The 12,682-nt window shown below is 39.7% G+C and carries 9 protein-coding genes; 2 read left to right on the top strand and 7 right to left on the bottom strand.

Annotated elements, in window-relative coordinates; translation table 11 throughout:
- Window positions 1-60: 60 nt before the first annotated feature.
- Window positions 61-1,020: a fasciclin domain-containing protein gene (locus UXI14_RS01670; RefSeq protein WP_335964508.1), complete on the bottom strand. Its 960-nt coding sequence runs from the start codon at window positions 1,018-1,020 to the stop codon at window positions 61-63.
- Between the two features lie 165 nt (window positions 1,021-1,185).
- Between UXI14_RS01670 and mnmA the strand changes: the two genes are divergently transcribed.
- Both mnmA and UXI14_RS01660 read left to right on the top strand, forming a co-directional pair.
- Window positions 1,186-2,373 carry a tRNA 2-thiouridine(34) synthase MnmA gene (gene mnmA, locus UXI14_RS01665; protein WP_277898701.1) on the top strand — a complete coding sequence of 396 codons (1,188 nt, stop codon included), beginning with the start codon at window positions 1,186-1,188 and terminating at the stop codon, window positions 2,371-2,373.
- A gap of 841 nt (window positions 2,374-3,214) precedes the next feature.
- Window positions 3,215-4,156, top strand: a complete 942-nt coding sequence (locus UXI14_RS01660; protein ID WP_335964507.1) for a nitronate monooxygenase — start codon at window positions 3,215-3,217, stop codon at window positions 4,154-4,156.
- Between the two features lie 7 nt (window positions 4,157-4,163).
- Here the strand turns inward: UXI14_RS01660 and UXI14_RS01655 are convergent, their stop codons facing one another.
- The 6 genes from UXI14_RS01655 to UXI14_RS01630 all read right to left on the bottom strand — a co-directional run bounded on the left by UXI14_RS01655 (window position 4,164) and on the right by UXI14_RS01630 (window position 12,674).
- Entirely contained in the window at window positions 4,164-4,406 is a 243-nt protein-coding gene (locus UXI14_RS01655) for a DUF1456 family protein (protein WP_277898703.1), read from the bottom strand.
- Window positions 4,407-4,655: 249 nt separating this feature from the next.
- Window positions 4,656-6,446, bottom strand: coding sequence for an acyl-CoA dehydrogenase family protein (locus tag UXI14_RS01650; RefSeq protein ID WP_335964506.1), 1,791 nt, complete (start codon window positions 6,444-6,446; stop codon window positions 4,656-4,658).
- 115 nt (window positions 6,447-6,561) lie between these two features.
- Window positions 6,562-7,746 carry an acetyl-CoA C-acyltransferase gene (locus UXI14_RS01645; protein WP_335964505.1) on the bottom strand — a complete coding sequence of 395 codons (1,185 nt, stop codon included), beginning with the start codon at window positions 7,744-7,746 and terminating at the stop codon, window positions 6,562-6,564.
- A gap of 112 nt (window positions 7,747-7,858) precedes the next feature.
- A complete protein-coding gene (locus UXI14_RS01640) occupies window positions 7,859-10,264 on the bottom strand; it encodes a 3-hydroxyacyl-CoA dehydrogenase NAD-binding domain-containing protein (RefSeq protein WP_335964504.1) in 2,406 nt (801 codons plus the stop codon).
- A 34-nt stretch (window positions 10,265-10,298) separates the two neighbouring features.
- Entirely contained in the window at window positions 10,299-10,733 is a 435-nt protein-coding gene (locus UXI14_RS01635) for a MarR family transcriptional regulator (RefSeq protein WP_277898707.1), read from the bottom strand.
- 162 nt (window positions 10,734-10,895) lie between these two features.
- Window positions 10,896-12,674: a long-chain fatty acid--CoA ligase gene (locus UXI14_RS01630; protein ID WP_335964503.1), complete on the bottom strand. Its 1,779-nt coding sequence runs from the start codon at window positions 12,672-12,674 to the stop codon at window positions 10,896-10,898.
- Between the last annotated feature and the right edge of the window lie 8 nt (window positions 12,675-12,682).

Raw genomic sequence — 12,682 nt, 5'->3', positions numbered from 1 at the left:
ACAAAAAAAGCGGCAAACTGTATACAGTTTGCCGCTTTTTGTTTAGTGAGTTTTTTAATATTATTCGTATTCCAGAACTTTGTCTATTACATGGGCAATTCCGTTCCAGGCCACATAATCGGTTTTGGCCATTGTTGCTTTACCGCCTATATTATCGGTTATGGTAACGTTGCTACCGGTATTTGTGGTAATATTTGTGCCTTGCCAAGTTTTAAGTTCTCCATTGTCTTGAAATTTGGATGCAGAAAAAACATTTCCGTCCAACACATGGTATTTTACGGTTTCTTCAAGTTCTTCAACTGTAATGGTACCCATGGCCAAAAAAGCGGCTTCATTGGGTACAAATAGAGTTAAATCGGCAGTTGGATCGTTTAACTTGGTATAAATATCGCTGTTTATTGCTTGAGAAGCATCATAGAGATTGGTAAATGCCGGATCTACTTTTATAAAGGTAGCCAAGGTATTTGGTTTTATTACAGCATCAACCTCATGGATAACCCCATTTGTAACTTCAATATCTGCTTTGGTAACCAATATGCCATCATTAATTATAAATGCATCATTAGGTTTGGATACAAATAAGTCTATGTTGGCTTGAGACGAAAATTCCTTCGCCTGGGTTTTGTTGTAGCCTTCAGCAATAGCATTAATCATTTTTTCCTTGCCAAGAAGCATATGGTTTAAAATAATTTGCGTTAGCGTATTGGTCGGGATATTAATTACGCTGTTAATCTTATTAGCTTCCAAATATTTGGTAAAAGCCTCGTTGTTCGGAGCAAAAAAAGTATACGAACCAGCCCCGTCTACATTCAGGGCATCTTGGTACCCTATCTGGTTGATGGCTTCCACTAGAATGCTGTAATTGGAATCGTTTTTTAAATAAGTATACAGGCTAACAGATTCTTCCGGAAGTTCTGTTTCCGGGTTATCTTCTGAAGAAGAATTGCTACATGCAATTAATGAGCATGAAAAGATTAGCAAAAGCATAATTGCTTTTAATGGTAGGTTTTGTTTATTCATGATTTGTAAAATTTGGTGCAGTAAATATATAGTTTTTATTAATTCATTTTAAGAATATACAAAATGAATGTTGTAATCTCACTATTTTTGAAAGTACTTCCATGCATATCCGACAAAGCTATCCAACGAATTTTGTAATTTTGCATAATATTTCAATTAATTATCATGAAGCGAGTTATTGTAGGCTTATCGGGGGGAGTAGATTCCAGTGTTACGGCATACTTGTTAAAAGAACAAGGATATGAAGTAATTGGATTGTTCATGAAAAACTGGCATGATGATTCCGTGACCATTTCCAATGAATGTCCTTGGCTGGAAGATAGCAATGATGCATTGATGGTTGCCGAAAAATTGGGCATACCTTTTCAAACTGTAGACTTAAGCGAACAGTACAAAGAACGTATTGTTGATTATATGTTTAATGAATATGAAAGAGGGCGGACGCCAAACCCGGATGTACTATGTAACCGTGAAATTAAATTTGATGTTTTTTTAAAAATTGCCCTTGACCTAGGTGCCGATTATGTGGCAACGGGGCATTATTGCCGAAAAGAGACTGTTGAAATAAATGGAAAACCAGTACATAGGCTTTTGGCGGGGGTAGACCCTAATAAGGACCAGTCTTATTTTTTGTGCCAACTTTCTCAAGAACAATTGAGCAGGACATTATTTCCCATAGGGGAACTTACTAAACCAGAAGTACGTAAAATAGCTTCTGAAAACAATTTAATTACCGCAGAAAAGAAAGATTCGCAAGGACTTTGCTTTATCGGAAAAGTACGATTGCCCGATTTTCTTCAGCAAAAATTAAAGCCGAAAGAAGGGCAAATTATCGAGGTTGCTCCCGAAAAAGTATTGGAAAAGCGTATTGTTCCCGCCTTTCACTCAAAAAAAGAAGAATTGGAATTTAATGCGCAAAAGGTTAATTACAGCACCGCCGATGGAAAAGTAGTTGGCAAGCACCAAGGGGCACATTATTTTACCAAAGGGCAACGCAAGGGGTTGGCAGTGGGGGGAACGCCCGAACCTTTGTTTGTTATTGAAACCGATGTAGATGAAAATGTAATTTATACGGGCCAAGGGAAAAATCACCCGGGATTGTATAGAAAAGCCTTGTTTGTTACCAACGACGAATTGCATTGGGTGCGTGAGGACCTAGCTTTAAAAGTAGACGACACCATAGAAGTAATGGCGCGTATACGTTACAGGCAACCCTTACAAAAAGCAACGCTTTATAAAGTTGATAGCGGACTGTATGTAGATTTTGAACAAGCTCAAAGTGCCATCACCGAAGGCCAGTTTGTAGCATTTTATCTTGGTGAAGAATTAATTGGGTCAGGGGTTATTAGTTAATTTTAAGTTCAGAGTTCAAGGTTGTTATGTTGTTATGATGTTACGCTGTTACGTTGTTGAGGGTTGAGAGTTTCAGAGCTTCAAAGGTTCAAAGTTCTCCTAACAACGATCAACGAATAAAGTTCCAGTCACTTCGAGTCGCTTTTTCGTTGTTCGTATTAGTTGGCCTATTAACTAATAACAATTAACAATTTCCCTAACCCCTAATCGCTTTTCCCTTATCACTATTGTAAGATTGTTATGCTGTTACGTTGTTATGTAGCCATGCTGTCACCAGTGGGCTTGCCTATTAACAGTTAACAAATAACTATTTCCTTATCACTGTTCAAGCATTCAGGTAGGCTATTCATTCACAAATAACTAATTCCCTATTCGAAGTTACTGTCACTTCGACGAAGGAGAAGTCGCATACTATCCATAAGTTAATAAGTAAATGAGTGAAGGTTTTTTTGTTTCAGAGGTTCAAAGCCGCAGAGGTTCAAAGATTTAACCATTAATATTTATCTGTTAACAATCAACTAATCTCTAACCCCCTTTTCCTAATCACTATTCAAAGATGCAAAGGTTCAAAGTTGGGTTATAGTTATTGGAGGCATACAGCTCTCAACTCTCAATTAACAATTAACAATTAACAATTTCCCTTATTACTATTCAAGGTTTCAGGTTTTGGTCACTTCGACGAAGGAGAAGTCGCATAATATAATGTGGAAAAAAGTTAACGAGGAAAGGGATTTAAGATTTTCAGATTTAATGGTTCTACAATTAAAATTTATCAATTAACAATTATCATTTTCCCTAACTCCTTTTTCCATCTAAAAACAAAACTTTTCTATCTTTGGGTATGCAAAACAGGATTTCCGAGTTATTTAATATAAAATACTCCATTGTTCAGGCCGGAATGGTATGGGCAAGTGGGTGGCGTTTGGCTTCGGCGGCTTCCAATGCAGGTATTTTAGGGATTATTGGTGCAGGTTCTATGTATCCCGAAGTACTGCGGGAACATATTCAAAAATGTAAAAAGGTCACAAATAAACCTTTTGGGGTCAATGTTCCCATGTTATATCCAGATATCGATAAAGTAATGGAAATCATTATAGAAGAAGATGTAAAAATAGTATTTACCTCGGCAGGAAATCCAAAAACATGGACCTCTCATTTAAAGTCGCATGGAATTACAGTTGTGCATGTGGTAAGTAGCGTCAAATTTGCCTTAAAGGCTCAAGAAGCAGGCGTAGACGCCATTGTGGCCGAAGGTTTTGAGGCCGGTGGACACAATGGAAGGGACGAAACCACAACCCTTGCATTAATTCCAATGGTAAAAGAGAAAATTTCCATCCCGATAATTGCCGCAGGCGGTATTGCAACTGGTAAGGGAATGTTGGCCGCTATGGTACTTGGTGCCGATGGCGTACAGGTCGGGAGCAGGTTTGTTGCGAGCGAGGAGGCGTCTTCGCATGTTAATTTTAAACAGATGGTGGTAAATGCTAAAGAAGGCGACACAAAACTTACCTTGAAGGAATTGGCCCCTGTACGGTTGCTGAAAAATAAATTTTTTGAAGACATACAGTCGCTTTACGCTAAAGGAACAAATAAAGACGAATTGGCAATTTTATTGGGGAAAGGACGTGCCAAAAAGGGAATGTTTGAAGGTGATTTGGAAGAAGGGGAATTGGAAATAGGGCAAATAAGCGGACTAATTCACGATATTTTACCCGTAGCTACCATTGTAAAAAATATAATAACCGAATTTGATGCGGCCAAGAAAGAAGTAGCAGGCTTTTGAGATGCTGTTATTTCTTTTTCTTCTCTGGCATTGGTCCGCGTAAATGTATAATCAACCCATTTAAAAAATTCCGTAAAATCTGATCGCCGCACTCCATATATTTCGGGTGGTCTTCTTTTCTAAAAAAAGCGCCCAATTCACTTTTGCTTATTCTAAAGTCTACCAATGCCAAAATGTTTACTATATCTTCGTCGCGTAATTTGTGCGCAACACGGAGTTTCTTAAAAATATCGTTATTTGATAATGCCATGGTGCAAAGGTACGCATTGTTTATAGCTTTTTTGAAATTATTATTGGTATGTCATTTCAAATTTTCAATTAAGGTAAAATAACAAGGTTTGAAACCGGTTTTACAATATTCTTCAAGAGGATGTTTACCCAACTTCTATTTTCTTGTAGTTTTTATGCATAAATCCATTAAAAATAAAACGCCCCGAAATTTTTCGGGGCGCCTTTAAAACAACTAAATCCTAAAACTTAAAATTTCAAATGATATTGCTTAGAAACAATATTTATTTTCTGCCGATACTTTTTCAGCTATTGTATTCCTTAGCGTCACTATATTTGGCAGATTCGCATATTTTGTAAAGCGTTTCAAGCCCATTAACATCATGCGTTGTTCATCGCCTTCGGTAAAGGAAGCAATACCTTCTTTTCCTTTTGAATTGATTTTTTCAACGGCATGGAACAGATTTAGCTTTGCCATGGCTATTTGTTCTTTCTGGTTTTCTTTGCCAAAACGTTTGGCATTTTTCTCGGTTCTTAAAATAGCCGATTCGGCCATGTAGATTTCAATTAGAATATCTGAAGCCGCCATTAAAAGCTGTTGATGTTCTTCCAGTTCGGGACCATATTTTTGGGCCCCGGCACCGGCAATCATTAAAAATGCTTTTTTGAGCTTACCGATAATTTCCTTTTCTTCGGCAAATAGTTCAGAATAATCAGGAGTGTCAAAATCGGGGATTCCCATCAATTCATCTTTAACGGCCATGGCAGGCCCTAATAAATCAACATGGCCCTTCATGGCTTTTTTAATCAACATTCCTACGGAAAGCATGCGGTTAATTTCGTTGGTACCTTCGTAAATCCTTGAAATTCGGGCATCCCTCCATGCAGATTCCATTGGGGTATCTGCCGAAAAGCCCATCCCGCCAAGAATTTGAATACCTTCATCGGTGCAATTTTGACAATCTTCTGAAGCGGCCACTTTTAAAATGGAACATTCAATGGCATATTCTTCAACACCTTTTAATTCGGCTTCTTGGTGCGAATTTCCTTCTGCTTGACGGATTTCAATCCTGTTTTCAATATCTTTTGCTGCCCGGTATACGGCAGATTCTCCAACATATGCGGCAGTTGCCATTTCAGCAATTTTAGATTTTATGACTCCAAATTGACTAATGGGGGTTTTAAACTGAACCCGGTCGTTGGCATATTTTACAGCTTCGGTTATTACTCTTCGTTGTGCATCCAAACAGGCCCCAGCCAGTTTAATACGGCCAACGTTTAAGGCATTCATGGCTATTTTAAATCCATTTCCCCTTTCTGAAAGCATATTTTCAACAGGAACTTTGGTATCGCTAAAGAAAACTTGGCGGGTAGAGGAGGAGTGGATTCCCAGTTTGTGTTCTTCCTCGCCAAAAGTGATTCCGTTTGATGGATCGTTTTCAACAATGAAACCCGTTATATATTTATCATCTTCTATACGAGCAAAAACAATGAACAAATTTGCAAAACCGGCATTGGAAATCCACATTTTTTGCCCACTTATAAGGTAGTGCTTCCTGTCCTCAGAAAGGACGGCTTTGGTTTTTCCACTGTTGGCATCCGATCCGGCTCCCGGCTCTGTCAAGCAATAGGCACCAAACCATTCACCAGTGGCCAATTTCGGTACATATTTTTTCTTTTGTTCTTCTGTTCCATAAAGTAAAATGGGCATGGTACCAATTCCGGTATGCGCTCCAAAAGCAGTTGCGAGCGATCCGGTTGCTCCCGAAATATAATCGCATACCAACATGGTAGTTACAAAGCCCATTCCCAGTCCGTCGTATTCTTCGGGAACTGCAATTCCCAAAAGTCCCATTTCTCCGGCCTTGCGCATTATTTCTTCGGTAAAGGCATAATCCTTTTCCTCGAAACGTTTTTTATTAGGCCATACTTCGCGATCTACAAATTCTTTTACAGAATCGCGCATCATTTTTTGCTCTTCGGTTAAATCTTCCGGTGTAAAAATATCTTCAGCCTTTGTTTCTTTTACCAAAAACTGACCACCTCTTGTTATGTTTTTCATATCAGCCCCCTCTAACTTCCCCAAAGGGGAGGATTTTTCCTATGAGGAGTCAATAGGATTTTTATGGTTTGTAATTCTTTAGTTTTCTATAATACTTCCCCTGTGGGGAGGGGATTTAATTCAAAAATTCGTATACCCCTGCGGCCCCTTGTCCTGTGCCGACGCACATGGTAACAATGCCATATTTGTTTTTACGTTTCCGCATTTCGTCAAACAGTTGAACGGATAGCTTTGCTCCCGTGCATCCCAATGGATGTCCTAAAGCAATAGCGCCACCATTTACGTTTACAATGTCTGGATTTAATCCTGTTTCCCTAATTACAGCCAACGATTGCGAAGCAAAAGCTTCGTTAAGTTCTACCAAATCGATTTGATCTAATTTCATTCCTGCTTGCTCCAATGCCTTTGGAATGGCTTTTATGGGACCGATTCCCATAATTCTCGGTGGAACTCCGGCTGCAGCATAGGAAACCAGCCGTGCAATGGGTTCCAGGTTGAGCTCTTTCACCATTTTTTCGCTCATTACCAATGTAAAAGCGGCACCGTCGCTCATTTGTGATGAATTTCCTGCGGTAACGCTTCCTCCTTGTGCAAATACGGGTCGGAGTTTTCCCAAAACATCAATTGAAGTATCGGCACGTGGGCCTTCATCTGTATCGACCGTATAAGATTTGGTAGCTTTTTTTCCTTTTCCGTCTACATATACCTGCTCAATGTTAATAGGTACAACTTGGTCTTTAAAGCGCCCTTCTTTGATTGCTTTTAATGCTTTTTGATGCGAATTGTAAGCAAATTCATCTTGATCTTCCCGGGATACTTTGTACTGTTCGGCTACGGCCTCGGCTGTAAGCCCCATGCCCCAATAATAATCTTCATGGCCGTTTTTTGCCAGTTGATAGTCGGGTACGGGTTTATATCCTCCCATGGGGATGTAGCTCATGCTTTCGGCACCGCCCGCGATGATGCAATCGGCCATTCCCGATTGTATCTTGGCAGTGGCAATACCAATGGTTTCAAGTCCCGAAGCACAATAACGGTTTACGGTTACGCCCGGAACATCTTCAATTTTAAGTCCCATAAGCGAAATCAGCCTTCCTACGTTTAATCCTTGTTCGGCCTCTGGCATGGCATTTCCCACAATAACGTCGTCTATGCGTAATTTGTCTAGTTGCGGTACTTCATTTAGCATGTACTGAATGGTTTCGGCAGCTAGTTCATCCGGTCTTTTAAATCGGAACAACCCGCGGGGCGCTTTCCCAACGGCTGTTCTGTATGCTTTTACGATATATGCTGTTTTCATAATAGGCCCCCTCTAACTCCCCCGAGGGGGAGGATTATTATGGGGTTATTTTTATAGATTATACATTGTTTTATTATTTTACTCCTCCCCTTAGGGGAGGCTGGGTGGGGCTTTAATTGCGTAACGGTTTTCCTGTTTTTAGCATATGTTGTATGCGTTCCAGGGTTTTTCGTTCGGTACAAAGTGATAAAAAGGCTTCGCGTTCTAAATCCAATAAATATTGTTCTGTAACCTGCGTGGCTTCAGATAAATCGCCCCCGGCCATTACATAGGCCAATTTATTGGCAATTTTCATGTCGTGTTCAGAAATATAATTCCCGGCATTCATGGAATCGGTACCGACAAGGAACATACCCAAGGCCTGTTTTCCGAGTACTTTAATATCTTTTCGCTTGGGCGGTTGCGTATAACCAGCTTCTGCCATTAACAAAGCATGTTTTTTTGCTTCGGCTATCAAGCGGTTATTGTTTACCACCACTACATCTTTTCCTTTTTGAAGGATATTTAGGTCGAAAGCTTCATGAGCTGAAGTGGAAACCTTGGCCATTCCAATATTAAGGAAGTGTTCCCGAAGTACATTTAATTCCACATCATCTTTTCTGAATAAATCGGAAGCACGCAGTGTCATTTCCTTAGAACCGCCACCACCGGGGATAACACCAACGCCAAATTCTACCAAACCGATATAAGTTTCGGCAGCAGCCACCACCTTATCGGCATGGAGCGATAACTCGCAACCACCGCCAAGTGTCATTCCATGCGGGGCAGACACCGTAGGAATGGCAGAATGCCGCATTCGCATCATGGTATCTTGAAAAGTTTTGATAGCGAAGTTCAATTCGTCGTACTCTTGTTCTACCGCCATCATAAAAATCATCCCGATATTGGCACCGACGGAAAAATTTGCTCCTTGATTCCCAACTACCAGACCTTGATACTCTTTTTCGGCCAGATCGATGGCTTTATTAAGCCCGGCAATAACGTCGCCACCAAGCGTATTCATTTTAGAGCGAAACTCCACGTTAAGGATACCATCTCCCAAATCTTCTACAACTACACCGCTGTTTTTCCAAACTTCTTTTGATTCGCGGATGTTGTCGAGAATAATAAACGCATCTTGTCCCGGCTTTTTGGTTTGTTTCTTTGCAGGGATATCATAATAATAAGTAGCCCCGTCTTTTACGGTATAGAACGATTTACTGCCATTTTCCAGCATTTCTGTTACCCATTTGGCAGGCTCTTTTCCTTCGGCTTTCATTAATTCCACGCCTTTTTCTACGCCAATGGCGTCCCAAATTTCAAAAGGCCCATGTTGCCAGCCAAATCCGGCTTTCATGGCATCGTCTATGCGATACAATTCATCTGAAATTTCAGGAATTCTGTTTTGAACATAAGCAAACAATGCAGCAAAGTTTTTACGGTAAAACTCGCCCGCCTTGTCCTTTCCGTCAACTAAAATAGAAAACCTATCGGCTACAACATCTACGGTTTTTGTAAGCTCCAGCGTTGCAAATTTGGCTTTTTTGCTTTCGGTATATTCCATGGAATCTAGGTCCAATGAAAGAATATTGCTTTTCCCGTCTTTATCTTTTACTTTTTTGTAAAACCCTTGTCCGCTTTTACTGCCCAACCATTTGTTGTCTATCATGGTTTGAATGAACTCGGGGAGTTTGAATAGATCGTGGGCCTCGTCATTTGGACAGTTTTCATAAATTCCATTGGCAACATGTACCAATGTGTCCAGCCCGACCACGTCTACGGTACGAAAAGTAGCCGATTTAGGGCGGCCAATTACCGGACCGGTTAATTTATCGACTTCTTCAACGGTAAGCCCTAGCTCCTTTACCTGATGGAACAAACTTTGAATCCCGAAGATACCAATACGGTTCCCGATAAAGGCAGGGGTGTCTTTGGCAAGGACCGAAGTTTTTCCAAGGAATTTTTCGCCATATGCCATTATGAAATCTGAGACTTCTTGTTTGCAATTTGGTCCGGGAACTACTTCAAAGAGTTTTAAATACCGGGGCGGGTTAAAAAAGTGCGTTACGGCAAAATGCTCTTGAAAATCCTGGCTTCGGCCTTCGTTCATGAAATGAATGGGGATTCCAGAGGTATTAGAAGTAATTAGCGTTCCGGGTTTGCGGTATTTTTCAATTTTTTCGAAGACACTTTTTTTAATGTCCAAACGTTCAACAACAACTTCAATAACCCAATCTACATCTTTTATTTTAGAGAGATCATCTTCGAGGTTACCCGTACTAATCCTATCGGCAAATTTTTTATTGTAGATAGGAGAGGGGTTCGATTTTAATGCAGCTGTCAAGTTATCGTTTACAATCCTATTTCTTACGGCAGGATTTTCCATGGACAAGCCTTTGGCTTTTTCCTTGTCGTTAAGTTCACGCGGAATAATATCGAGCAGTAACACTTCTGCCCCGATATTTGCAAAATGGCAAGCAATGCCACTTCCCATAATTCCAGAACCTATAACTGCTACTTTTTTGATTCTTCTCTTCATTTTTCTTTATTGAGATTAATTATGTTGATACGTTCTATTTGTAAATTTTTTTTTCTGAAATAAGTTCGTTTATCACTTCGGCAACTTTAAAAAAACTGTCCAAATCGTTTTGCGAAACATGTTTTTTTACGGTTTCATTAAAAGTAAGTACCGCTTCTTTGGAAACCTCCCTTTTCTCTTTACCAAAGGGGGTAAGGCATATAAGAACGCCACGTCCGTCTTCCGGGTTTGGTTTTCTTTTTATTAAACCTTTTTCTTCCATACTTTTTAATGTTCTCGATAAGCTGGTACCTTCCATGCCCATTTTTGGCCCCAATGCTGTAGATGGGGATCCTTTTTCGGGGTCTATGCTTAATAAGGTGAAGCCTGTAGCCATTGTGCTATCAAATTTTCCGGCTTCTTCATTGTACATTTTTGCTACCGCTTGCCAAGTAGCCCTTAATGCGTAATCTATTGTTTTATCCTTCATTTTTTCAACGGTGGTGTGTTCAAATATACAAATAATATATTATGCATGCATAGTAAATTAATGCAAAATTTGTTAAATCGTAAAATGAAGTAAGAACAGATATTAAGTTAATAAAAAAACTCCCCAAAAATGAGGAGTTTATTGAAAATTTGTGTTAAGATTTTAATTGGTGTGCTCGTATAACTTGTTGTACAAATCCATATACTTTTCCTTAACGATCCTACGTTTTAATTTTAAAGTAGGGGTGAGGTGGCCATCTTCCACGCTCCATTCGTCTGGAGTGAGCTCAAATTTCTTGATGCGTTCCCATCTACCAAATTTATGGTTGTGCACATCTATTTCTTCTTGTATTCGTTCTATTACCTTTGGGTTGGCAATTAATTCGGCATTTGTAGTGCCTATGTCCACATTGTGCCTTTTTGCCCATTTGGACACAAATTCGAAATTTGGCTGTATAAGTGCACAGGGCATTTTTTCGCCTTCGCCTATAACCATTATCTGCTCGATGAAGCGCGATTGTTTCATTTCGTTTTCAATAAGTTGGGGTGCAATATATTTTCCGCCAGAAGTTTTAAAGATTTCTTTTTTCCGGTCGGTTATTTTAAGAAAACCGTCGTTGTCTACTTCCCCAATATCCCCTGTATGAAAAAAACCGTTTTCCATAACTTCATTGGTTTTTTCTTCATCTTTGTAATAACCCATCATTACATTTGGGCCTTTGCACAGGATTTCCCCGTCTTCGGCTATTTTTACTTCTATGCCGGGTAATATCCTTCCAACGGTACCAATTTTCCAGCCACGGTTTTTTTGATCGTTAACGGCAATAACCGGTGAAGTTTCCGTAAGTCCGTAGCCTTCCATTACGGGAATATTTGCAGCACCAAAAATTCTTGATAACCTTGGCTGCAAAGCCGCGCTTCCGGAAACCATGACCTTTAGGTTCCCGCCAAGGCCCTCTTGCCATTTGCTAAAAATAAGTTTTCTGGCAATGTTGAGCTGCATTCCGTACCAGCTCCCGTTTGCGCCATACGGTTCGAATTTATGCCCAAGTTCTAAGGCCCAAAAGAAGAGTTTTTTCTTGATGCCAGTAAGCTCGGCACCTTTTGCATGTATTTTATCGTATACTTTTTCGAGCAATCTGGGAACAACGGTCATTACGTTTGGTTTTACGTCTTTAAGGTTGTCGCTCATCTTGTCTATGGACTCGGCAAAATAGATGGTAATACCACAATGTTGGTATAAATAAACTACCATTCGCTCGAAAATATGGCAAATAGGCAAAAAACTTAAGGCTGTATCTTTTGGGTCGAGCGGTACGCGCTCTTCACTGGCAAGTACATTGGAAACAATGTTTTTGTGGGAAAGCATGACCCCTTTGGGTTTCCCTGTGGTTCCAGAAGTGTAAATAATAGTTGCCAGATTGTCGGTTGTAACGGCTTCTTTTCTTTTTTCTACTTCGTCTTGATTACTGGTATCTTTCCCCAGTTCCAGTATTTCCTCCCAGTTTTTTGTACCGTTAAGGTTTATGAAAGAATATATTTCCTTTAGTTTCGGGACATTTTTTTTGATGGCATTTAGTTTCTCTAATATCTCGTTATCGGAAACAATGCAGTAAGTGGCTTCAGAATGATTTAAGATATACTCATAATCTTCTTCTCCGATAGTTGGATAAATAGGTACGTTCTGTGCCCCTATTTGTAAAATACCAATATCGGCAATATGCCATTCGGTTCTGTTGTTATGTGAAATAACGGCTATTTTTTCGTTTGGCTGTATGCCCAGCCTCAATAAGCCCCTACTAAATTGATTTGCTTTGTCTACATATTCCTGCGATGAAGTATGTACCCATTCGTTTTTATATTTAGTTGAAAAGGCAATATCCAAATTATATTTTTCCAATTGATGATATGGAAAATCAAACAAACGGGTTACTTTACTCATAATGGTTT

It is taken from the genome of Galbibacter sp. PAP.153, from assembly GCF_037029175.1.
Taxonomy (GTDB): Bacteria; Bacteroidota; Bacteroidia; order Flavobacteriales; family Flavobacteriaceae; genus Galbibacter; species Galbibacter pacificus.
This window is presented reverse-complemented; position numbering and strand designations above follow the sequence as displayed.

Coding starts and splice junctions, on each gene's coding strand:
- UXI14_RS01635 (WP_277898707.1), bottom strand. CDS start 10,733: ATGAAGGATAAAACAATAGATTACGCATTAAGGGCTACTTGGCAAGCG.
- UXI14_RS01630 (WP_335964503.1), bottom strand. CDS start 12,674: ATGAGTAAAGTAACCCGTTTGTTTGATTTTCCATATCATCAATTGGAA.
- UXI14_RS01660 (WP_335964507.1), top strand. CDS start 3,215: ATGCAAAACAGGATTTCCGAGTTATTTAATATAAAATACTCCATTGTT.
- UXI14_RS01650 (WP_335964506.1), bottom strand. CDS start 6,446: ATGAAAAACATAACAAGAGGTGGTCAGTTTTTGGTAAAAGAAACAAAG.
- UXI14_RS01655 (WP_277898703.1), bottom strand. CDS start 4,406: ATGGCATTATCAAATAACGATATTTTTAAGAAACTCCGTGTTGCGCAC.
- UXI14_RS01645 (WP_335964505.1), bottom strand. CDS start 7,746: ATGAAAACAGCATATATCGTAAAAGCATACAGAACAGCCGTTGGGAAA.
- mnmA (WP_277898701.1), top strand. CDS start 1,186: ATGAAGCGAGTTATTGTAGGCTTATCGGGGGGAGTAGATTCCAGTGTT.
- UXI14_RS01640 (WP_335964504.1), bottom strand. CDS start 10,264: ATGAAGAGAAGAATCAAAAAAGTAGCAGTTATAGGTTCTGGAATTATG.
- UXI14_RS01670 (WP_335964508.1), bottom strand. CDS start 1,020: ATGAATAAACAAAACCTACCATTAAAAGCAATTATGCTTTTGCTAATC.